17 protein-coding genes and 2 tRNA genes are annotated in these 22872 nt (G+C 53.3%); 13 read left to right on the forward strand and 6 right to left on the reverse strand.

The features are described 5' to 3' along the window. Positions 1-243 precede the first annotated feature (243 nt). Positions 244-2076 (forward strand): HSP90 family protein, encoded by a 1833-nt coding sequence (locus tag SNR34_RS06635; RefSeq protein WP_486181469.1) that lies wholly within the window; start codon positions 244-246, stop codon positions 2074-2076. A 7-nt stretch (positions 2077-2083) separates the two neighbouring features. Next, on the forward strand, positions 2084-3145 hold the full coding sequence (locus SNR34_RS06640) for a hypothetical protein (protein WP_486181470.1): 1062 nt from the start codon (positions 2084-2086) through the stop codon (positions 3143-3145). A gap of 166 nt (positions 3146-3311) precedes the next feature. Here the strand turns inward: SNR34_RS06640 and SNR34_RS06645 are convergent, their stop codons facing one another. After that, positions 3312-5459, reverse strand: a complete 2148-nt coding sequence (locus tag SNR34_RS06645) for a serine hydrolase domain-containing protein (protein WP_486181471.1) — start codon at positions 5457-5459, stop codon at positions 3312-3314. A 151-nt stretch (positions 5460-5610) separates the two neighbouring features. Next, entirely contained in the window at positions 5611-6876 is a 1266-nt protein-coding gene (locus SNR34_RS06650; RefSeq protein ID WP_486181472.1) for an MDR family MFS transporter, read from the reverse strand. Positions 6877-7012: 136 nt separating this feature from the next. Here SNR34_RS06650 and SNR34_RS06655 point away from each other — a divergent pair, with 136 nt between their 5' ends. Beyond that, entirely contained in the window at positions 7013-8845 is a 1833-nt protein-coding gene (locus SNR34_RS06655) for an ABC transporter substrate-binding protein (RefSeq protein ID WP_486181473.1), read from the forward strand. Positions 8846-8977: 132 nt separating this feature from the next. Here the strand turns inward: SNR34_RS06655 and SNR34_RS06660 are convergent, their stop codons facing one another. Continuing rightward, positions 8978-10480 (reverse strand): serine hydrolase, encoded by a 1503-nt coding sequence (locus SNR34_RS06660; protein ID WP_486181474.1) that lies wholly within the window; start codon positions 10478-10480, stop codon positions 8978-8980. Positions 10481-10721: 241 nt separating this feature from the next. Here SNR34_RS06660 and SNR34_RS06665 point away from each other — a divergent pair, with 241 nt between their 5' ends. From SNR34_RS06665 to SNR34_RS06690, 6 genes are all read left to right on the forward strand, one after another. After that, positions 10722-11957, forward strand: coding sequence for a DUF4367 domain-containing protein (locus SNR34_RS06665; RefSeq protein ID WP_486181475.1), 1236 nt, complete (start codon positions 10722-10724; stop codon positions 11955-11957). A gap of 519 nt (positions 11958-12476) precedes the next feature. After that, a complete protein-coding gene (alr, locus tag SNR34_RS06670; protein WP_486181476.1) occupies positions 12477-13664 on the forward strand; it encodes an alanine racemase in 1188 nt (395 codons plus the stop codon). Positions 13665-13931: 267 nt separating this feature from the next. Beyond that, positions 13932-14213, forward strand: a complete 282-nt coding sequence (locus SNR34_RS06675) for a CopG family ribbon-helix-helix protein (RefSeq protein WP_290371439.1) — start codon at positions 13932-13934, stop codon at positions 14211-14213. A gap of 3 nt (positions 14214-14216) precedes the next feature. Next, complete coding sequence (locus tag SNR34_RS06680) at positions 14217-14567, forward strand: type II toxin-antitoxin system PemK/MazF family toxin (RefSeq protein WP_236415139.1); 351 nt, start codon at positions 14217-14219, stop codon at positions 14565-14567. Positions 14568-14764: 197 nt separating this feature from the next. Next, positions 14765-16954, forward strand: a complete 2190-nt coding sequence (locus SNR34_RS06685) for an alpha-galactosidase (protein WP_486181477.1) — start codon at positions 14765-14767, stop codon at positions 16952-16954. 274 nt (positions 16955-17228) lie between these two features. Next, the gene (locus tag SNR34_RS06690; RefSeq protein ID WP_445259743.1) at positions 17229-19451 is read left to right on the forward strand and encodes a Tex family protein; all 2223 of its coding nucleotides are present in this window, start codon (positions 17229-17231) and stop codon (positions 19449-19451) included. A gap of 124 nt (positions 19452-19575) precedes the next feature. On the opposite strand, the gene cmpA is transcribed toward SNR34_RS06690, so the two are convergent. Together cmpA and SNR34_RS06700 are read right to left on the reverse strand one after the other, a co-directional pair. Continuing rightward, entirely contained in the window at positions 19576-19722 is a 147-nt protein-coding gene (gene cmpA / locus SNR34_RS06695; protein ID WP_236415136.1) for a cortex morphogenetic protein CmpA, read from the reverse strand. Positions 19723-19989: 267 nt separating this feature from the next. After that, complete coding sequence (locus tag SNR34_RS06700; protein ID WP_236415134.1) at positions 19990-20346, reverse strand: hydrolase/acyltransferase; 357 nt, start codon at positions 20344-20346, stop codon at positions 19990-19992. A gap of 117 nt (positions 20347-20463) precedes the next feature. On the opposite strand from SNR34_RS06700, the gene SNR34_RS06705 reads away from it, so the two are divergent. The 3 genes from SNR34_RS06705 to SNR34_RS06715 all read left to right on the forward strand — a co-directional run bounded on the left by SNR34_RS06705 (position 20464) and on the right by SNR34_RS06715 (position 21246). Beyond that, entirely contained in the window at positions 20464-20931 is a 468-nt protein-coding gene (locus SNR34_RS06705; protein WP_339276648.1) for a SprT family protein, read from the forward strand. Positions 20932-21074: 143 nt separating this feature from the next. Beyond that, a tRNA-Asn gene (locus SNR34_RS06710) sits at positions 21075-21150 on the forward strand. Positions 21151-21157: 7 nt separating this feature from the next. Then, positions 21158-21246, forward strand: a tRNA-Ser gene (locus tag SNR34_RS06715). 85 nt (positions 21247-21331) lie between these two features. Here the strand turns inward: SNR34_RS06715 and SNR34_RS06720 are convergent. Continuing rightward, positions 21332-22024: an ArsR/SmtB family transcription factor gene (locus SNR34_RS06720; protein ID WP_486181478.1), complete on the reverse strand. Its 693-nt coding sequence runs from the start codon at positions 22022-22024 to the stop codon at positions 21332-21334. A 156-nt stretch (positions 22025-22180) separates the two neighbouring features. Here SNR34_RS06720 and SNR34_RS06725 point away from each other — a divergent pair, with 156 nt between their 5' ends. After that, positions 22181-22831 (forward strand): flavin reductase family protein, encoded by a 651-nt coding sequence (locus SNR34_RS06725; protein WP_486182415.1) that lies wholly within the window; start codon positions 22181-22183, stop codon positions 22829-22831. Positions 22832-22872: the final 41 nt, after the last annotated feature.

Genomic DNA, 22872 nt, shown 5'->3' on the forward strand with positions numbered 1-22872 from the left:
CTATAGTCCCAAAAAAGCGAACATTTGCACGTATTTTCCGGCGCGAAATCGGGTCTCAAGTTCGTTTTATACGGGTGCCGTACCATGTATCCTTGTTATAAGAGGCATTCTTCATGTTGGTGGGCATCCATTTGCTTTGAGCGCTTCATGAGCATAAGAGACGTCTCAAAACGAATTATTTCGTCTAACACATCGGTTTAAACATGGATGCATCGGTGTGGAGGATTCGGGAAGGTGAATCGTATGGCATCATCCAATGAGTACCGCTTTCAGGTCAATCTGAGCGGCATGATCCAGATTTTATCGAATCATTTATACAGCAGCCCCAAAGTGTTTCTGCGCGAACTCATGCAAAATGCGACCGATGCGATTACGGCACGAAGCGAGGCGGAGCCGGGCCATCGGGGCGAAGTCAGCGTGGAACTGACCGGAGCGGGAACGGAGCTGACGATGACGGTGCAGGATAACGGAATCGGGTTGACCGAGGCCGACATTCACGAATTTCTGGCCATGATCGGGCAGTCGTCGAAGCGTGGCCGCCAAGCGCTGCTGGACGGGGAAACGTCCTTTATCGGCCGTTTCGGCATCGGACTGTTGTCATGCTTCATGGTGAGCAACGAAATCGTGATGCTGACTCAGTCCGCAAAGGGCGGGCCTTCCATGGAATGGCGTGGCAAGCCGGACGGCACGTACACGATTCGCCGGTTAGACACGTCATTGTCGCCAGGGACGAAAGTGTATCTTCGGTGCACTCCCGAAGGGGCAGCGTATTTCGATGCAGAGTACGTCAAGGAGTCGCTATTTTATTATGGGGCATTGCTGCCTTACCCGGTTACCTTGCAGCATGAAGGGCAGCGGCATGTGATCAACGCCGAATCGCCCGCATGGCTGGCGAACCCCGAACTCGCTGCAGGACGCAAATCCGAGGTGCTTGCATTTGGCCAACGTTTGCTGGGGGAACGGTTCGAGGAATTCATTCCGCTGACAACAGCGTCCGGACGCACAGCCGGCATTGCATACGTACTGCCGCATGCCGTAAATCTGAACGCCAAACGTTCGCACCGTGTGTACCTGAAACGAATGCTGGTATCGGAGAAGGCGGAGAACATTTTGCCGGATTGGGCCTTTTTCGTCAAATGCCTGATCTGGACGGATGAATTGCAGCCCACCGCTTCCAGGGAGCATTTCTACGAGAACGATAAATTGGAACAGGTGCGTTCTGAACTCGGTGACGCGATTCGGGCAGGCCTTGCGAACATGGCTGCGAACCATCCGGAACGGCTGCAGAAGCTTATTCGTTTGCATGCGTTGTCCATGAAGGCGTTGGCGGTGCAGGATCAACAATTTTACGCCATGGTCCATCGCTGGCTGCCATTCGAGACAACAAGGGGACACCGGGAACTCGGTGAACTGTTGGACGAGGAAGAGACGTTGTATTATACCGGGTCCGTGGATGAATATCGCCAGATCCATCATGTGGCGGCAGCACAATCCATGCTGGTCGTGAACGGTGGTTATATCTATGACAGCGACCTGATGGCGGCCCTGCCTTTAGCGGTACCTTCCGCGCACACGGAGCAGCTTCAGCCGGACGAGGTTTCGATGAAATTCATCGACGTGCCTCCGCATGAGCGGGACCGATATTACGACGCTTTGCGTCTTGCCGATGCCGCTTTGCAGCGTTTCCGGTGCCGGGCAGAAGTTAAAGGCTTCAAACCGAGCGACCTTCCCGTCCTGTTCACGCTGTCCAAGGAAACTTCAACGCTCCGCGCATTGGAAAAGGCGAGCGAGGAGAGCACGGACTTGTTCTCTTCGGTGCTGGGCTCATTGTCTACAGCGATGAATTCGGCGGGGTACTCCACGCTCTACTTGAACGTGAGCAATCCGGTCATCCAGCGTGTGCTTACGTCGCCTGATCCCCAGATGACACCGCTGGCCATTGAGATGTTGTACGTGAATGCGCTCATGATGGGCCACTACGCGATGAACCGGCAAGAGCATGCCGTGCTTAACCAAGGCATCATTCGCTTCATCGATTGGGGTTTGCAGGCCAACACGAAAGATAAGGGAGAGTGAGTCGGCGATGAGTCTGGAAATGGACATGGATTTCGAAGATTTGATGATGGAGGCGCACGGTTTGCCGAACGGTGCGGCCAAGCTTGGGCTGTTGGAGGAAGCGGCGAGGATCGCGGATATCAACGGCATGGAAGAAGAGGCATACGAAGCGCGAGCGGAAATCGTGGAGACGGCTACGTTCTGCGGTTATCCGATGAAGGCGCTGATCGCTTTTTCCTGGCAGCTGGGCAAGTTCGACGGCGACCCGGAGCGTTACGACGAGGAAGAACTGATGTGGTCCTACAAATGGATTCTCGGCACGATTTCCAACTTCCCTGAAATATCGCGCGAAAAAATCATGGAGCTTCTGGAGGATTTCGGTCGCCGTTTCCGCTCTTTCGGTTACAGCGAACGATCGTACCTGTACTATCGGTTCATGTTGTCCATGGATTTGGGCGACTTGGAAGAAGCTACGCGCTGCCTTTCCAAATTCACGGCGGCCGACAGTGATTACATGAGCGATTGCGCGGCCTGCGAACAGAACGAAATCGTACGATATTGGAATTTGATGGGTGATGACGAAAAGGCAATCGAAGCGGCGAAGCCGATTCTGTCGGGCAGAATGTCTTGTGCCGAGATTCCGCATCTTACATTGTCTCGCCTGTTGATGCCGCTGTATCGCCTGAACCGGCAGGGAGAAGCGGACAAACACCAGAAAAAAGGCTACCGTCTGACCAAAGGAAACAAGGATTTCGTGAAGTGTTTTGGCGAGCAAATGGGATACCTGGCACGTACCAATCCGGCGGCAGGCATCGACGTGCTGGAACAGACGGCGCCACTGGCGGTGGATCACGAAGATCCGACGGCCAGAATGGTATTTTACGCCAATGCGGCAGCGCTGCTGAAGCGCTGGGCCGATGAATCCCAAGGCTATCGCCTGCGCCTCCCGACATCGTTCCATTACGATGGCGATGCCTCCGATTTGCAAGGTTTGGCTGACGTATTCGCCAAGGAAGCGGAGACCATTGCGGACAAATTGAATCAACGGAACGGAAACCGGCATGTATCCGCATTGATCGCCAACATTTAATTTTACCCTCGAGCGGCGGGCAGCGTATGCCCTGATCATACAAGAGAACAGGCTTGTCGAAGGACGACGGTTTCGCCCTTCGAACAAGCCTGTTTGGTCATGTTCTATACATCGTTTTTCACATTTCTACTGCTCGGAGCAGGCACGCAGCATCTGCTTCCTGGAATCAGGAAGCAGCGGCCTCTTCGGCCGGCTGCTGCTGTTTCATCAGCTCGGACACGATCTTGTCGGTCGGCTGCGTGAACAGCTGGTACATGATCGCCGCTTCTTCCTGACGGATCAACGGCTTGCGGGGAAGGACATCGACCGATCCATCCTCCAGAACCTTCACTTCCGGTCCGTGAAGGCCCAGCGCAACCATCATGCGGATGGCAGGCGCAGCCCATTCGTCGATATGTCCGGCCAGTCGGATATCTTCAAACAGTTCGGCAGGATATTGCTTTTGCAGCGAGCGCCATACCATGACCATCGCTTCCTGACGGGTAATGGCCTGGTCCGGCTTGAATTGCTTCGAATCGGCTCCGGTGATCATGCCGGCCTCATAACCAAGCTGAATGTAACCTGCTGCCGGATGGGTAGCCCAATCGCTGTCTGCAGGAGGGGCTGTTTTGCTGGCAGACAAGCCGCTCATTTTCAGCACGTCTTCGATGAATTCGGCGCGGGTCACCGTATTTTTCGGTTGGAAAGCCGCGTTTTTGTCATTTTCGTAATGTCCGAGGGATTGCAGGCCATAGATCGCCTCGGCGTAAGGGCTGTCCGGACGGACATCCCGGAATCCTTGGGCTTTCTCGCCTTTTTTCTCATAACCCATCGGGTTGAGGTAAGGCTCTTTCATATAAACGGTACCGTCGGCATTCTCCTTGAAGGCGGTAAATTGCCCGGTGATCTCGTCCTTGAACAGATGGTCTCCGACCTGAATCAGCGTGCGCGGCCCGAGGAATGCATCCGAGATGCTCAGTTTTCCAGCCTCTTCGCCCCCGCCGTTCAATTTGCTGACGATCGTGCTGAGACGCAGGTCGGCATACAGACCGGTAAAGCGCTGCAGCTCTTCGCCCGATTGCGGCGTGAACGGTTCAAGCTTGGCCGGTTCTGCGTACTGCGGGAAGAACGTTTGGATAAAGGCCGGGTAGAACAGGTTGCGCAAAGCTCCGGTTTGATTGTAAGTCAGGAAGACACCCGTATTTTGCTCAGGAATAAAGAAGAGATAAGAGCTGAAGCCGGGCAGGTCTCCTGCCTTGGTGATGATTTTGGAACTGCTCCCTGCTCCCGGAAGCTGAAATGGCGCTTCGAATCCGTAGGTCGTATTGGGCAGCAGCGGATGAATCGATGAGCGGTATTGCTCCATACTGTTGATGGTGGATTCTTTCCATACGCGCTGATCATCCTTGATCCCGCCATTCAGGAAGGCGATCATGAAGCTGCCGATATCCTCGGCCGTGGACAGCATGCCGCCTTGCGGCATCGGCGTCGGGGAGAGCGTGTATATGTCAAGCGGCTTGCTTGTCGCGTCATAGCCCGTCGCCAGTTGTTTCTGGCGTTCGCCATTCAGCAGGAAGCTGCTGTGATCCATGCCGAGCGGCTCGAAAATATGCTTTTGCATATAGGTCTCGAACGGTTCGCCGCTCACATTCTCCACGATCATGCCGAGCAGCAGGAACGAAAAGTTGTCGTACATGTAGGAGCTCCCAGGTTCGCGAACGACAGGGGGCATGTGCTCTTTGGCGTAATCCTCCATCGATACGATTTTCTCGAAGTCCGCGTGAAGGTCTTCCTGCTGAGGATCGCGAATCTCGAAACCTGTTGTATGGGTGAGCAGATGTTCAACGGTTACGGGTTTGTCGAACGGATTTTTGAACTCCAGCCCTTTAACGTAAGTCTGAAAATCGGCCTGCAAATCGACTTTCCCTTGTTCCGCCAGCTGCATTACCGCTGCAGCCGTAAAGGTTTTGGAGACGGAGGCAATCCGGAAAAGCGTGCTCTTGGGATTAACGGCCGTCTGGTTCTCGGCATCGGCGTAACCATACCCTTTTTCAGCCAGAATCTTGCCGTCCTTGACAACAACGACGGATGCTCCGACGTATTGGGCCTGTGCTTCAGGCGATGCAAAAAACTTGTCTAAAAACGAGGTTGCCGATTCCGCCGTCAGCGCGGTGGCTTTGTTTTGCTGGGACGCTGCGGTGGCAGCCTGTCCCGGCGTTTGCGCGGTTTCCGCATGAACCGCCGGCGTCCATAAGCTGAATGAAAGCATTGCAGCCATGAGCGCGCTGGTCAGTGTAGTGGCTTTGAAGCGATTCCTTCGTGTGGATTGATGCATGTAAACACTCCCTTGAATTGGTTTGGGAAATTGTTCCTTCATGTGTATTACGTCCAAATGCCTGGATTGGTTCACGTAAATTTCTCGGGAGAAAATCAATCGTTGTGCAAGAGTGCGCGGCTGGCGTCCACAGCGGGATTCTTTTTTGCGTTTATGACGCCATCGTTCCGGACGATGAATTGCCTGAATTGCCTGAAGTGAACGTTTGGCGATCCAGCGAACTTCGGAATAAGCAGAGCGCTCCCAGTCCCATCAGCAGATACAAGCAAGCCATCGCGTATGAGGGCAGAATCGCGCCGATGGACAAACCGATGCTTCCCATTAAGGCGGCAGCGTTGTAACTCATGCTGTCGGCGGCCATATAGGCTGCACGGTTCGTATCGGGGATCATGCCGGCCAAAAGGACTTTTTGGACGGGCGAATACATCAGTTCACCGATCGTGTATACCACCGCAGCCGCAATCAGAAGCAGCGCCCAGTTGCTGACGGCGAGCAAGGCGAAGCCCAACGTGTACAGCACCATGCCAACCGTCATGACAGACCGGGAAGAATAGCGATGTATCCACTTGGAAAAGGGCAGGGCGATGAGCGCTACAAGGACGGTGTTGATGGCCAAAACGAAGCTGAACATTTGCAGTCCCGTGATGTCCCATTGAAACAGCTGGGCGCTGAATTCATTTTTCAGGCGCACGGCGATATACTTATCCAATTGAAATTCAAGGGCTACGGCCAGTACGGTTGCAGCAAAGAATGTCATGAAACGCCGATTGCGGAGCACATCTCCATACGTGGAGAACATGCTGCTCCGTTTGCGCGAAACGGGAACATTGGAATGGGAGTGTGTTTCCATCGTTTCGTGAATCAAGGTGACAAGAATGGCCAGCGTTGCCACGCTTTCGGCGAGTACCAGGCCGAACAGCAGGAATCGGTTGGTTTCGAACAGCAGGCCGCCCATCAAGGCGCCGAACGTGATAGCCACGTTCGTGGTCCAATATTGAAGGCCGTAAACATACTGGCGTTCCCGTTCGCTGCTGACATCCACGATCATGGCATTGGCAACGGGAATGCTAACGCCCGAACTTACGCTGCTGAATGTAAACATGATGCATGTCAACCAGACGGAGTCCAGCCAAGGCGAGTTGGCCGCCGCCATCCAGAACAGGGCGAAAACCTGTATGCATTGGGCGGAAACCATCAGTTTTTTACGTCCGATCCGGTCGGACCAGTACCCAGCCCCCAGGCTCACCAGCATGGATAGCAAAATATTGGCGGTGAGCAATAGCCCGGCCCAACTCGCTCCCAGTCGAACGCTCAGGTATATGGCCATGAACGGCAGGATGGATTTTTGCGTCAGATCGGTAAAAAAGTCGGTGATGATGCGAATTCGAATGTTGCGATGCAAATCGGAGTACTTCATGGTATGCGTTCCTTCCTTGGGTCATATTGATTTCCCGAGTATAATGGATGAAAACCTGAAGAAAAACCGTAAAAGCATCGAGTTTAATTTCGTATTTTATTTGAGTCAGGGGAAAGGCAGGAAACGTTCAGTGGACATGATCGATCATTATCTTCGGTTGCGTTTGAAGTTTTCGAATGTAGCGGATGGGGAGAGTTGTGCGAGTACGACTGGAGAGCTTGCCGATTGCTTGTGCTGCACGATGCGCAATATGAACTTGATCATGAACAGGTTCATGCGGGAAGGATGGGTCGAGTGGAGCCCGGAGCGAGGGAGAGGCAAGAAATCAAAGCTTGTGTTCCGCTATCCTCTGCGGGCGGCCGCAGGAGAGAGGTTTGATCGACTCATGCAGGGCAACAGGCTCGATGAAGCCTATGAGCTGGCGTCGCGTCTGCCTTTTGCGATTCGAAACGATGTCCTGCAGCGACTCGGCGATCACTTTGGCTTTCGATCTGCTGTGGGTAGCGAAGGCAGAATGGATACGCTGCGCATTCCCCAAGAAACGCCGTTCGTGACGCTTGATCCAACGCAAGTGGCCATGTGGGCGGAAGCCGGAATCGTGGGAGAAGTGTTTGACAGGCTGGTACGTTACAATGCCGAATGCGAGCGCTGCGAACCGAGCCTGGCCATTGCCTGGGAGAGCAATGCGGCTGGGACGGAATGGACCTTTTATTTGCACAAGGGCGTGCGCTTTCACCATGGCAAGTCATTGGATGCGGAGGACGTAAAATATACGTTCGAGCGGATTACGGCAGACCGCAGTAATCCGTGCAGATGGTTGTTCGGGGATATTGCCGGTATTGTTGCCTACGACGAACTCACGGTACGATTCCGGTTAAGCAGGCCCCATTTCATGTTTCCGGACTTGATGAGCAGCATCGCTGCCTCCATTTTGCCGAGAGACGTGGATTTCGATCCGTTAAATCCGGTTGGAACCGGTCCGTACCGTTTGGTTCGCAACGACCCACAGCTGCTGGCGTTAGATGTGAATCCTTGGTATTTCAAAGGGCGTGCTTACATTGATCGAGTTGAGTTATGGCAGCTTCCTCAGCTTCCTTCAGGGGAGCCGTTGGTAGAATCGGCCATTAAGCGGGACATGTTTCCCGATGGTCAGGGGAGAGCCGTGCAGTATGAAGCGCAGGGCGGAGTTTTTATGACGTTTAACATGCGCAAGCCCGGGCCGCAGCAGGACCGCAGATTCAGGCTTGCGATCAGATATTTGTTAAGCCGGCAAGCGTTGGATAACGAGATGGAGGACAAGAATACCCGGCTTGCCTATAGCCTGTTTCGCGGTCGCTTGGGGGAACAGTCCGCAATGAGTCCCATGGATGATGAAGGTGTGGATGGATCTTTGGCGAGGGCGGCAACGTTGCTGCGTGACAGCGGGTATGCGGGGGAAACGGTGAGCGTCTGGGTGGAGGACGGCCATAAATTGCAAATCGACATGGCTTGGTTTGCCGATCGGTGCGAACACGTCGGACTAAAGATAAACATCGAGCCCGGTGATGTGGTCAAGGCGGTCTACCACCACGATTTCGGAGAGCATGACCTGATCTACACGGGGGAGTTGTTTGATGAACATGTCATGTTAAGCCTGCTGACCATGTACACGTTTCGAAACACGTTGTTCCTGATTGCGATGGACGATGCGTGGCGGGCAGCACTGGCGCTTCAATGCAGCAGGGTCGTCGGCATTCGGGACGAGGACGAGCGAATGCAAGGATGGATCGAGCTGGAAGAAATGCTGATCCGCGAGGCACTGCTGCTGCCCATGTACAGTTTCCGGGAAGAGCACACCCACCATGCATCCTTGCGAGATTACAGGGTGGTCGGTTACGGGATGCCGGACCTGAGGAGATTATGGGTGAAGCGCAGCCCGGATGCCGAAAGCAGGCAGGAGAGCTATCCGGCGTATATCCCGTTATGGTAATGAATCACTGGATGGATACCCCGCTTGTGATTTCGGTTGTGGTTTATTTGAAATATGAAACCGGAAGTACATACATGGATGATTTTGGGCATCAAAAAGGGGCTCGGCCAGAGCCCCATCGTTTTTCGCGGTTCAGGATTGCTTAGGCTGTTTGACAAATACAATCGGCTTCGTGCCGGGTTCCATCAGCAAGGGAATAGAAACCGATTGTACATGCCCGTCCTCGCTCACTTCGAACGTCGCTGTCACCGTTAACCCCAATAACGGAAGCTCCACCGAAAATGTTTCGTTTCCGGAATAGGTCATCGGCATTTCCAGTTGGTTAAAATAGGTTTCCAGTCCGTCTTCCCGACGGCGAACGAATAGCTCGCCATACCCGGGGTTAACATAAACGCCTTCATAGGCAGATCCATGCCGTTCAAGGGTGAACGATGTTGGCGTCTCCTCTTTGTCGGTTTGTTCCGGCTCCTTTCTTGTGGAAGTGATGGCACTAGGAGCGATGGCATCCGTATCCTGTTCGGCCGGTTCGCCGCCCATGATTTTTCGCATTTTGCCGCTCCAATCCACGACATCCAGTTGAAGCAGTAAATCCACGACGCGGAACGACGCCGTGTAAGGCACCACGCTGCCTTGCGTATTGCTGAGCGCAACGATTCCGATGTTTTGTTCCGGCAGAAAGGCCACTTGGGAAGCAAAGCCGTCAATGGCTCCGCCGTGATGAATCATCATATGTCCGCGATAAGGCTCGATGAACCAACCGAGACCATAGGTACATACAGGCATTTCGCTGCCTTGGAATGGAGAGTCGCATGGCATGTGCGGCGTGTGCATGACGGCAAATTGCTCTTTGGAAATTAAGGACTGGCCGTCGAATTGTCCCTGGTTCAGCTGGAATCGCAGCCAGGCGATCATGTCATTCAGGTTGCTGTTGATGGAGCCTGCAGGGCCAATAGCGTCGATGTTGCGGAACGGCATGCGCTCTAACTTCCCGTCTTTCTCTATATACGGATAGGCGTAGTCTTCCTTTTGCTGCATGTCCTGAACCGAAAATACGCTGGACGCCATGCCTAACGGATCCAATAGGTACTGCTGAGCGAACTGTTCCCATTCGGTTTCTTTGATGTGTCCCACGAGATAGCCAGCCGCCATATAGATCAGGTTCTGGTACTGCCATTTGTTTCTGAAATCTTCATTGGGTTCCAGATACCGCAAAGCGTAGATGAGTTCTTCTCTCGTACGGCCCGAATTGTACCAAGCCATTTCATGTCTCGGCAGGCCGGAGCGGTGGCACAACATATCTCGGATGGTCATACGTTCCGCAGCCATGGTATCAAACATTTGGAATTCTTCCATATACGTTTTAACGGGGGTATCCCACTTCAGCAGTTCTTGATCGACAAGCTGGGCTGCCGTGGCTGCAGTGAAAGCTTTGGTGCTTGAACCGATCGCGAAGAGCGTTTCAGGTGTAACCTCACTTTTGGATTCTACGTCGCGGTAACCGTAGCCTTTTTTCCAAATGATTTCATCGTTATGTATGACGGCTATGGCCAAACCGGCCGTTTTCCATTCCTGCAGCTGTTGGATGATATATTCGTCCAATCCGTCGAGCAATGTGGAGTTCGTTGCGATAGACATCTCGAATCCCTCCGTTTACATGAATTTGTTCCCCACGTCCACTATGCCTCTCCCCATTGGAAATTGCATCCTTCCCGAGACCGATTTGTGCCTGATCACCGACAATACGAAAAGGGATGAAGGCTTGTCAAACCAGTCCGCATAAATCGAACAAGTCCCTCATAGACATGTACTAATCAAGTAGGGGTTCTGCCGAACGCACAATCCCGAAGTGAAAACATGTGCTAAAGGGGATGATGTCATGCGCCGAATATCATGGATGCTTGCCATGGTATTGGTTTTCTCGGTCTTGCTTGCCGCTTGCGGGAAAAAGGATGCGGCAGCCGTGGTCAAAGATTTGAATGAAGTCGTGGGTGAGATGAAAAGTTATCAGGGATCAGGCGTCATGACGCTACATACCGGAGACACGCCGCAGCAGTACAAGGTCGAGGTATGGCATCAGAAACCGTCTTATTATCGCATCGCGCTCACCAACGCCAAAAAGGATATTACCCAGATCGTGCTCCGCAACGACGAAGGTGTCTTCGTGCTGACGCCAAGCCAGAACAAAAGCTTCCGTTTCCAGAGCAATTGGCCGGACAACCAGGGGCAAGTCTATCTGTATGAAACGTTGATTCGCAGCATTACGGGAGATTCGACCCGTCAGTTCTCCGATGAAAAAGAAAGCTATGTTTTTGATGTGGCGGCCAGATACAACACCCCAGCGCTCGTCCGTCAAAAAATATGGCTCCATAAAGGCGATTACGCGCCACAGCAGGTGGAAGTATCGGATGCCAGTGCGAACGTCGTCGTAGACGTCAAATTCGACAGTTTCAAATTCGGAGCCGAGTTCGGCAAGGACGCGTTCGACATGCAGCGCAACATGACGGCTGCCACGGGAGAGAAAGGACAGAACGGTACCAGCACCGGCGGCACAACAGAAACGGAAAACGGTAAGACGCAGGATGGCCAGAACGCAGGTAACGAGCAGGCTAATCCGCAAACGGCACCTGGCGAAGGTGCGGCATCCGAATCGGGAGGAACGTCCGTGGATGGTCAAACCGGCGTCTCCGAAGGAAATCAGGCGGGAGCCCAACAGCAGCCGTCTACCGGCAATGAAGGCGCGGAAGAAACGACTACTGCCTTACCGGAAGACGCGGGAAGCTTCGGTGTCATCGAGCCGACATATGCTCCGGAAGGCGTCAAGTTCAAGGACGATCAAATTTTGGATGAGTCGGAAAATTACTCGGTCATGCTGCGTTACGAAGGAATGTACAATTACACCATTTTTGAAGCAAGACCGCAGGACCGGGCCGTATCGCTCGCGCCATCGACGCTTATTGATCTCGGATTCACCGTCGGCATGTTAAGCGGAGATGCGCTGCAGACGCTGACATGGATGAATGACGGCATTGAATACCGGATTACGAGCAGTGACCTGCCTACTCACGAGATGGTGAAGATCGCCACGTCGATGCAGGACCAGTCGGGTAAATAGGTCTGAGGGTATAGGAGATTTGTCATTAGGCATGCTAAGAAGCATCGGGGAGTGGTTCTCCGGTGCTTTTTTTGGGTTCATAATATAGACTTCCTCCGGATTTTTGAAAGTGTGACGTGATGGAGAAAAGGTATTCATCCGCTTAGGACAGAAATCGGCGCTATTTTTTCCAGCAGGCCACACTCGCGATCCGAAACCCGCATATAATTGAAAGTATGGGTGTATTGAAACCAGCATCCCGGTTAAATGCAATTGGGGAATCATTACCATGCTCTGGAAAAAGGAAGGGCCGCTCCACATTGAAGCAGGCACGCTTACGAGCAGCCAGAAACGGGTATGTGTATAAGGGAGAGGGCGGATAAAATGCAAGCAGGCGAGAGGCGCCCTTCCTGTGAAACCCCACCCGTTTTCAGCCGTGCTGCCTTCGTATTCCGTCGTTGATTTGACAGTCACATGCTTGGGCATTACGATGGAAACTGACATGAGGCGGATTAAGAAGATTGGAGAAGGTGAAAGAACGTGCAACGACAATATCGGCCGACCCAAGCGGAAATTAACTTGGACCATCTGGGCAGCAACGTAGAAGCTTTCCGCGCGGCATTGCCGCAAGGCATGAAGCTGCTCGCATGCGTCAAGGCAAATGCCTATGGCCATGGTGCAGTGGAGACGGCCAGAGAACTGGAACGAATCGGCGCTGATTATCTGAGCGTTGCTTTTCTGGACGAAGCGCTTGAATTAAGGCAGCATGGCATTACATTGCCGATTCTTGTATTGGGATATACTCCGCCGGAAGGCATCGTGGAGGCTTGGAAGCATAACCTGACCATCACCCTATTCAGCAGGGAGGTGCTCGAGGCCATTCGCAGTCTGGACCCGGGCCTGAGCGACCGCAGGCTCAAAGTGCACATCAAGATCGATAGCGGCATGGGCCGATTGGGCTTGCTGCCTGGGGAAGAAGCGGTGGCTTTCGTCCAGGAAGTGGCCGATTTGCCGCAGGCAGAGCTGGAGGGCATGTTTACCCATTATGCCAAAGCAGACGAAGAAGACAAAACGTATACCCTGGAGCAGTATCGACGGTTTCAAGGCGTGGTGGATGCGCTGCGAAATCAGGGATGCACCATCCCGATCTTACATACGGCGAATAGCGCGGCCGCGATCGATTCTCCCGGATTGTCTTATGACATGGTACGGGTCGGAATCAGTCTCTATGGGCTGTATCCATCCGCCGAGGTGAATCATCAGGCCGTGAAGCTTTCGCCGGTATTGACGCTGAAAACCAAAACGGTTCTGGTCAAAACGCTGCCGTCCCATTGGGGGATCAGCTATGGAACCCGTTATGTTACGCAGGACAATGAACGAATAGCGACACTGCCGATCGGTTATGCAGACGGATTCTCCCGAATGCTGACGGGCAAGGCGCAGGTGCTTATACGCGGTCGCCGCGTTCCCGTTGTCGGCACGATCTGCATGGACCAATGCATGGTGTCGCTGCAAGCTTTCGCGGAAGAAGCGGAAGACATTCAAGCCGGCGAAGAGGTTGTTCTCATCGGCCATCAGCATGGGGAGACCATTTCCGCAGAGGAGGTCGCTTCCCAACTCGGTACCCTCAACTACGAGGTGATTTGCATGCTCGCGCATCGCGTTCCGCGCGTATATACACGCGGTGGAACAGAAGTTGCCAGCATCAACCCCCTTTTGACAATCTAATCATTCGCAAGGTTTATATTTCCAGCAAAGTTTTTTCCGAATCGGCAGGAATAATGTCATCCCGTCCCGAAATCTTATCTTTGGAACGATCCGAGGATGTAAATCCTGTAAAAGGATGTCTGACCTGTACGAATAATGCCTGCCCGGTTTATAATGGAGTACAGCATACTTGATATACTGGGGGCATATATATTCCTTTGTATAAAAGTTCTGGAAAAACGCAATACTGGAACACAATGGCGAATGGTTTTTGGGGGTGGAAGAAAGGTGGCCAACTTGCAAAACACCAAGCGGATCATGATCAGTCTGCCTGATCATCTTCTGCAGGAAGTGGATGGCATCGTCGCGATGGAGAATTCCAACCGCAGCGAATTGATCAGGCAGGCCATGAAGCTGTATTTGACAGAGCGGAAAAAGCGTTATATTCGCGAGTCGATGCAGCGCGGGTACATGGAGATGGCGAAGATTAATCTAACCATGGCATGTGAGGCCTTTCACGCGGAGGAAGATGCGGACAGCACTCTGGACCGCTTAGTTAGCGGGGTGTAGACATTGATCGTAAAACGCGGTGACGTTTTTTTTGCGGATCTTTCTCCCGTTGTTGGTTCCGAGCAAGGCGGGGTCAGACCGGTTCTGGTGATCCAGAACGATATCGGCAACCGATTCAGTCCAACCTGTATCGTGGCGGCCATTACCGCCCAGATTCAGAAGGCGAAGCTGCCGACGCACGTCGAGATTGATGCGGAGGCACATGGGTTTGATCGGGACTCGGTGATTTTGCTCGAACAAATACGGACCATTGACAAGCAAAGGCTGACCGACAAGATTACCCATCTTGACGAGGAGACCATGAAGCTGGTCAATGAGGCATTGCAGATCAGCATAGGGCTGATCGATTTTTGAAATGCGGTTCCCAGGAAGAACACTATCATAACCGCAGTTTGTTAAGGGAGCGTACGGCCGTCTTAGAGAGGGCTGTGCGCTCTTTGCATGTCCAGCTTCATCAAGCGTTGTGAAAGCGTAGAACAATTAAAGGGTTTTCGCTATAATGGTACCGGAGAAACCGTTTACGAGAAAGATATACAGAGTGGAGGAAGCATATGAGCATTTTGATCAATCCGGACAAGCTTCAGTTTCATCTGCAGACCCGCAAGGCAAGCTACGTATTTCAGGTCATGCCTTCGGGGCATTTAGTGCATCTGTATTACGGCAAAAAATTGCGAGACACCGATCTGGGCTGGCTTCACGTTCGCACGGAACGGGCATCGTTCAGCCCTAACCCCGTGCCGGAAGATCGCACCATTTCATTCGATACATTGGCGCAGGAACTGCCGGTATATGGAACGAGCGATTTCCGCCACCCGTCCGTGCAGCTGCAGCTGGCCAACGGATCGATGATTACCGAGTTTACTTATGTCGGTCATCGATTGGAGCAAGGCAAACCCGTGCTGGAAGGCTTGCCAGCGACTTACGTGGAATCGGCCGATGAAGCCGATACGCTTGTGATCGAGTTGGAAGATCGCGTGGCAGGCGTGCGCATCGAGCTTTCTTACACGGCATTCGACAAGTTCAACGCAATTACGCGTTCCATGCGGGTCATTAATGACAGCGCTACCGCGGTAAACCTCGTGCGCGCGCTCAGCATGTCCGTTGACTTTCCGCATGACCGATACGAACTGCTTCACCTATCCGGTGCGTGGACGCGCGAGCGCGACGTGGTGCGCAGAGCGCTGGCTTCCGGCATGCAAGGCGTGGAGAGCCGCCGCGGTGCGAGCGGCCATCAGCAGAACCCGTTCTTGGCGCTGCTGACGCCGGGCACCGACGAGGATCATGGCGAGGTGTACGGCTTCAGCCTTGTCTACAGCGGAAGCTTCACGGCGCAGGCTGAAGTGGATCAGTTCAAAACCACCCGCCTGTCCATGGGCATCAACCCGTTCGATTTCAGCTGGAAGCTGGACTCCGGGGAAGCGTTCCAGACGCCGGAAACAGTTATGGTATATTCGGATACCGGTTTGGACGGCATGTCTCAGTCCTTTCATGAGCTTTATCGCGAACGACTGGCGCGCGGCCGGTTCCGCAATGCGGAGCGCCCGGTGCTCGTCAACAACTGGGAAGCGACTTATTTCGCTTTCAATGCGGACAAGATTGAGCAGATCGCCCAAGCGGGCAAGAAGCTCGGCATTGAGTTGTTCGTCTTGGATGACGGTTGGTTCGGCCATCGCGACAGCGACAATTCCTCGCTGGGTGACTGGTTCGTCGATAAAAGCAAGCTGCCCGCCGGCCTGGAGGATCTGGCCAACCGGGTAACCGGATTGGACATGCAGTTCGGGCTCTGGTTCGAACCGGAAATGGTATCGCCGGACAGTGAGCTGTATAAGGCGCATCCGGATTGGTGCCTGCATGTTCCTGACCGTCGCCGCACCGAAGGCCGACAGCAGCTCGTGCTGGATTTCTCCCGCCAGGACGTGCGTGACGAAATTGTTCGCATGCTCAGCGACGTTCTGGGCTCTGCCCCGATTTCCTACGTGAAATGGGATATGAACCGCAACATGACCGAAGTGGGTTCCGCATTGCTGCCAGCGGATCGCCAGCGCGAGACGGCTCACCGCTACATGCTTGGATTGTACGACGTTATGGAACGCGTCACGTCTTCGTTCCCGCACATTTTGTTCGAAAGCTGTTCGGGCGGCGGCGGCCGTTTCGATCCGGGCATGTTGTATTACATGCCGCAAACATGGACCAGCGACAACACGGATGCCATCTCGCGTTTGCGCATCCAGTACGGAACGAGCCTCGTATATCCGGTAAGCTCGATGGGATCCCATATTTCTGCTGTTCCGAATCACCAGGTGAACCGGATCACTTCCCTGGAAATCCGCGGGCATGTAGCCATGTCCGGCAACTTCGGATACGAACTCGACCTGACTCGCTTCACCGAAGAAGAGAATGAAATCGTGAAGGCACAGGTCGAGTTGTACAAGGAAATTCGCGGAACGATCCAGTTCGGTACGTTCCGTCGTCTCCTCAGCCCGTTCGAAGGCAACGAAACGGCATGGATGTTCACGTCGCCGGACGGAAGCGAGGTTGTCGTCTTTTACTTCCGCGTGCTGTCCGAGCCGAATGCGCCGCTGCAGCGCCTGAAGCTGAAAGGGCTTGATCCGGAAGCGGATTATCGCTTGAAAGGCCGGTCCGAAACGTTCACCGGAGATGCGCTGATGTATGGCGGCATTGCGGTTGGTGCAGCCAAAGGAGATTACCTGAGTGAAATGTTCCGCTTCGAACGTGTTTGAGGCTTAAATTAAACCATCCGATCCTAACAGGGCCGAAATGCATTGGAAGATGTGTTTCGGCCCTTCTTTGCGGTCGCCGGGAAAGGGATTGGGGTTGGTTCTGAGCTGTAAGAACTTGCTATGCGCACGATTGCTGGAAATCTGCACGGAATTTTGTGATAATATAAAAAAGGGAAACCTGTTCAAGTGGCAGGTTACATATGGGATTACAGCAGCGCGGCTGCCCCGAACATAGCCTGATCTGTACGATTCAGGAAGGAAAGAGGGATTGGATTTGTCTGAACAGGAAACGGTTATGGAAATGAATGAAGAGAAAATAAAGGCTGAACGCCATGAACGTATTGTAAAACAAGTTGCGAAGGAACTGTCGTTATCGCTCAAACAGATCCGTACAACCACGGAGCTGCTGGATGAGGGGAATACGATTCCGTTTATTGCCCGTTACCGCAAAGAAATGACGGGCGAGCTCGACGAAAACCAGCTGCGGCAGATTGAAGAACGCATCGTATACCTGCGCAACCTCGAAGACCGAAAAGTCGAAGTCATCCGCATCATCGAAGAACAGGGCAAACTGACCGAGGATTTGAAAACGTCCATCACGAAGGCGGTCAAGTTGCAGGAAGTGGAAGACCTGTATCGACCTTATCGCCAGAAACGCAAGACACGTGCCAGCGTGGCGAAGGAGAAAGGTTTGGAGCCGCTCGCGGCCTGGATCTGGGCTCAACCGAAACAAGGGAACGTGGCGGAGGAAGCCGCACGTTACGTGAATGCCGAGCTTGGGGTGGACGACGCGGATGCCGCACTCCAGGGAGCCAAGGATATCCTTGCCGAGAACGTGGCCGACGATGCAGCAATTCGCGCCTGGATTCGCAGATATACGCTTGATCATGGCATGTTGACTTCCGAAGCGAAAGATGCGGAACAGGAATCCGTGTACGAGAACTACTATAGCTATCGCGAGCTGGCCAAAAAAATGCCGCCGCACCGGATTCTGGCCATTAATCGCGGAGAGCGCGAAGGCATTCTCAAGGTCGGGCTGGAAGTCCAGCCGGAGTCGGCCCATCGGCACATGGAAGGCCAAATCATTAAAGGCGCTTCCGCCGTGCAGGATATTTTGCGCGCCGTCATCGAAGATGCCTACAAACGGCTGATTGCTCCTTCAATCGAACGCGAGGTCCGGGCAGAGCTGACGGAGAAGGGCGAGGCCCAGGCGATTTCCGTCTTCTCGGCCAACCTGCGCAACCTGCTGCTGCAACCGCCGATCCACGGCAAAAGCGTGCTGGGCGTGGACCCGGCATACCGGACCGGCTGCAAGCTGGCCGTTGTGGACGATACGGGCAAACTGCTTGAGGTTGCCGTCACGTACCCGACGCCGCCGAACAACAAAAAACGCGAAGCTGCGGAAGTCTTCCATCGCATCATTAAACAGTATGACATCGGTCTGATCGTCATCGGCAATGGTACGGCATCGCGCGAAACGGAACAGTTCGTTGCCGAGATCATTCAAGAGAACGGGGACGACAACCTGGTATACCTGATCGTCAACGAGGCTGGAGCGAGCGTATACTCCGCTTCCAAACTCGCCCAGGAGGAGTTCCCGGATCTGGACGTGGCCGAACGGAGCGCTGCCTCCATCGCTCGCCGGGTACAGGATCCGCTGGCTGAACTGGTCAAAATCGATCCCAAAGCGATCGGCGTCGGACAGTATCAGCATGATGTTTCCCAGAAAGTACTGGAGGAGAGCTTGAAAGCTGTCGTCGAATCGGCGGTCAACCATGTCGGGGTCGACGTCAATACGGCTTCGCCTTCGCTGTTGTCCTACGTGGCTGGCGTGAATGCGACTATCGCGAAAAACATCGTCAAGTTCCGTGAAGAGAACGGACGCTTCTCGAATCGCCGCCAGCTACAGAAAGTGCCGCGTCTGGGCGCGAAAACGTATGAGCAGTGCGTCGGCTTCATGCGCATCGGCGAAGGAGACAATCCGCTGGACCGCACCCCGATTCATCCTGAGTCCTACAAGGTGGTCGACCAGCTGTTCGCCGAGCTGAACATCGGTCTGGACAAGCTGGGCAGCAAAGAATTGTCGGAATTGCTCTCCCGGCAAAATCCGGAGCAATTGGCTGCCAAGCTGGGCGTTGGCGTGCCTACGCTGCGCGACATTTTGGACAGCCTGCAGCGTCCGGGCCGCGATCCGCGCGAAGAGATGCCGCTGCCGATTTTCCGCACGGACGTCCTGAAAATCGAAGATCTGGTGCCAGGCATGGAGCTGCAAGGTACGGTGCGCAACGTGATCGATTTTGGCGCTTTCGTAGACATCGGCATTAAGAGCGATGGGCTTGTCCACATTTCGCAGCTTAGCAACGGGTATGTCAAACATCCGATGGATGTCGTATCCGTAGGCGATAATGTGACGGTGTGGGTACTTCACGTGGATGTCAAAAAAGGCCGCGTTGGACTGACCATGAAAAAGCCGGCTTCGGCTCAGCAGTCCTCATGATCGGCACACCACGCACAGAGAACAGCCTTCCCTTTCCGGGGAGGCTGTTTTTGTCATGTATGGGCTTCGTTGTGTTCCGCGACCGGTCCGAACGAAAAAGCGGGCTGCGCCCGTGAAGGGCTCGTCACATTTCACTGTCTGCGCTGCGAGATACGCTGCTATTGCTCGGTTTGTTCCGATAAAAGAACCAGCATTCGTTCAGGAGTTTGATCTGGCGGCTATCCTTTTTGTGGAATGCCCGCATCAGTTGATTGCAAAGCCATTGGGGCAAGGGTATCTCCTCCTCTTGCGTTTTCATCTGTACGTTAGCATATGTGGCTATAGCCTGACCCGTGCGGAATAACCCGGGCATGAACGTTGGAAAATTCAATGCCAGCATAGCTCCTCATAGCTGCTCGGTTCAGGTGAAAGCTTTTCTTGGAGTTCATGCATACAAGATGAGCGACGTTGGGCCATACAGCGCAAAAAAGCGCATCCTCCGGTTGGGGAAAATGCACTTTCAGGTTGGGTATTCTGCCTATGGGTGTATACGAGTCGATCAGAGCGCTTCGGCTTCTTCCTCGTACCATTGCTCCAATTGAGCTTGCAGCGCACGAATTTCGGTGAGAAGCGCAATCAACGGGTAATGGTTCTCTTTCAGACTGGCAAAACTCTGCTCCAGCGCGTTGATGTAATCCATCCCGGAAACGATCACCCATTGCTCGCTCAGCAAATCAAGATTGTCGCATTCCGCAACGGCCCGAGGCAGTTCGGGTACATCTGCAGCCGTGAGTTTGTCGATTTCCTTGTGCAGGCGCAGATTGAGCGCACTCAATTGATAGGCATAATCGGCCGGCATCTCCACAAATTGCAGGTGCCCTGCCTGTTGCAAAATGACGTAACGCATTTTCGGCATAACGAGTCGTAGCTCCCCTCATACATTCTACTTGACAGTGTAGCCCACGAAACGGTTACAATTCAAGGGTATGCTTGCAAACAAAAAGATTGGCCTGCACCAAAGGAGAGGAAATCAGTGGAGAATGACGAATTGCAGCAATGGATCGAGCAGGTGTCTCTGGAGCACTTTGGAGTCCCGTTTACGCATGAGGCGCTATTCAATCCTCGTTTGTCGACGACGGGCGGACGATACATGCTGAAAAGCCACCGGATCGAGATCAATCCTCGTCAGCTTGAAGTGCACGGACGGGAAGAGGTCGAAAAAATTATCAAGCATGAGCTGTGTCACTACCATTTGCATATCCGGGGGCGCGGTTATCGTCATCGGGATCCGGAGTTCAAGGCATTGCTGCAAAAAGTGGGAGGTTCCCGGTTCTGCCAGTCCCTGCCGGACGGGATGGGGAGAAAGACGCTGCCTTATCGCTATAAACTGGTTTGCAAAAGCTGTGGCACCGAATACTTGCGTAAACGCAAAATGGACCCGAAGCGTTATCGCTGCGGACGCTGCACGGGAAAGTTGGAGCTGCGCGACATGCCGTCATGATTGCAGAGCGCGGATACGGACACAAGAAGAAGCGGGAGTTGTCTCATAAGAGAAAAATGCTGCAAAAAAATGTTTAAAACAGTGTCAACGTTATTGACTTGGCAAGCCAATCATGTTAAATTATTTTTATCCACTAAAAATATTCCCTGATAGCTCAGTTGGTAGAGCACTCGACTGTTAATCGAGTTGTCACAGGTTCGAGTCCTGTTCGGGGAGCCATTTCTTTGGAGAGATACCCAAGTGGCTATAAGGGGACCCTCTGCTAAGGGGTTAGACTGCGTAAGCGGTGCGAGGGTTCGAATCCCTCTCTCTCCGTACTGAATATACAAAATACAAATCCTCTTCACGTGAATCGGTTAACGATTCCAGTGAAGAGGATTTTTTAGTTTCTTATTTTTATTCAAAATATGATTCCGAGCGCGTTTGACAAGCCTTGTTTGCCTTCTTCCGTCACTTCGACGGCACGGCTGCCTGTTTTGCGGCGCGTCCATCCAAGCTCCGCCAGTCGCCGTTCCAGTTGATCACCGAGCAAGCCCGAGATATGGAACCTGCGTTCGCTCCAATCCAGGCACTTGCGTGCGATTGCTCTGCGCGTTCCGGATCGATGCGAAAGGTCGATTCCGAACGACTCAAACCATTCATATCCTTTCGTTGGAATGTGATAATCCTTGTTCTGGCCATCGTCCACGATATAGCCTTTCTGCAACAAGGCGTCGCAGAGGGCGATACCCAACTTTCCGGCCAGATGATTGTAACAGGTGCGGGCGGAACTGAGCTGTTGCAGCTGATCGGATTGTTTGAGGGAACGTACGGAGACAGGGGGGGCGATGCTTGCCATCGTTTCGATCAAAAAGGCAATGTCATGACTGGCCAGGCGATAATACCGATGCCTGCCCTGACGTTCCACAACGAGTAATCCGCCTTCTACCAATTTGGCCAGGTGGTTGCTTGCGGTTTGGGGAGTCACCCCCGCCATATAAGCGAGTTCGCCGGCAGGCAATGCTCTCCCGTCCAGCAAGGCTTCCATAAATACGGCACGACTGGGGTCCGCGATTAATGATGCAATCGCTGAAATATTAGGGTATGCATTCATACTTCGATGATAACTGAACAATTGCCGTATTACAATGCAATCAGGCACGAAAAATCTGCCCCGAAGGTCGGATGCATGTCGTCGCTATGAAAGAAGTTGTTTTTGAAGGATGGAATGGAGGAAGGATACATGGGACATCGCTATCTGAAGGATCATATGGAGCATAACAACAGCTGTGAAACCAGGACTTTTCATGAGAAATCGGTGGAGCTTCATGAAGTGATCCGCCCGAATATTTTATATTATGGCACACCCGTGCTGCTGCTCAGCACACTGAATGAGGACGGGTCAACCAACATATCCCCGTTATCGTCGTCATGGGCTCTGGGAGATTGCGTCGTGCTTGGGTTAGGCGTTCAAGGGCAGGCTATCGATAACTTGAGCAGGCATAAGGAATGTGTTATTAATTTGCCGGATGCCACCTTATGGAGACAGGTTGAGCTTTTGGGAAAGTATACAGGCAAAAGTCCGGTTCCTGAGGAAAAAGCGGAAATGGGATATCGATTCTGCTCGGACAAGTTCGAGGCTGCGGGGTTTACGTCACAGCGTTCGGCAGAAGTTCGTCCTGATCGGATCGCCGAATGCGCGCTCCAAATCGAAGCCTCGGTGCAGCATATTCGCATACCCCAACATACGCCGTTTATGGCGATTGTTGAAGCTAAGGCGCTAATGATACATGCCCATCCGGGGATCATCTCTGCTCATGACCATATTGATCCGGAAAGATGGAATCCGCTTATTTATAATTTTCGGCACTACTACGGACTCGGGGAGAAGCATGGAGAGAGCTTTAGGGCGAGGAAGTGATCGGACGTAAGAAAGAAGAGAGGGCGGGGGCCGACGAAGGT

The organism is Paenibacillus sp. XP01 (genome assembly GCF_057364885.1).

Bases quoted from the DNA above. Each gene is read 5' to 3' on its own strand.
- SNR34_RS06635 (WP_486181469.1), top strand. From the start codon at position 244: ATGGCATCATCCAATGAGTACCGCTTTCAGGTCAATCTGAGCGGCATG.
- SNR34_RS06640 (WP_486181470.1), top strand. From the start codon at position 2,084: ATGAGTCTGGAAATGGACATGGATTTCGAAGATTTGATGATGGAGGCG.
- SNR34_RS06645 (WP_486181471.1), bottom strand. From the start codon at position 5,459: ATGCATCAATCCACACGAAGGAATCGCTTCAAAGCCACTACACTGACC.
- SNR34_RS06650 (WP_486181472.1), bottom strand. From the start codon at position 6,876: ATGAAGTACTCCGATTTGCATCGCAACATTCGAATTCGCATCATCACC.
- SNR34_RS06655 (WP_486181473.1), top strand. From the start codon at position 7,013: ATGATCGATCATTATCTTCGGTTGCGTTTGAAGTTTTCGAATGTAGCG.
- SNR34_RS06660 (WP_486181474.1), bottom strand. From the start codon at position 10,480: ATGTCTATCGCAACGAACTCCACATTGCTCGACGGATTGGACGAATAT.
- SNR34_RS06665 (WP_486181475.1), top strand. From the start codon at position 10,722: ATGCGCCGAATATCATGGATGCTTGCCATGGTATTGGTTTTCTCGGTC.
- SNR34_RS06685 (WP_486181477.1), top strand. From the start codon at position 14,765: ATGAGCATTTTGATCAATCCGGACAAGCTTCAGTTTCATCTGCAGACC.
- SNR34_RS06700 (WP_236415134.1), bottom strand. From the start codon at position 20,346: ATGCCGAAAATGCGTTACGTCATTTTGCAACAGGCAGGGCACCTGCAA.
- SNR34_RS06720 (WP_486181478.1), bottom strand. From the start codon at position 22,024: ATGAATGCATACCCTAATATTTCAGCGATTGCATCATTAATCGCGGAC.
- SNR34_RS06725 (WP_486182415.1), top strand. From the start codon at position 22,181: ATGGAGCATAACAACAGCTGTGAAACCAGGACTTTTCATGAGAAATCG.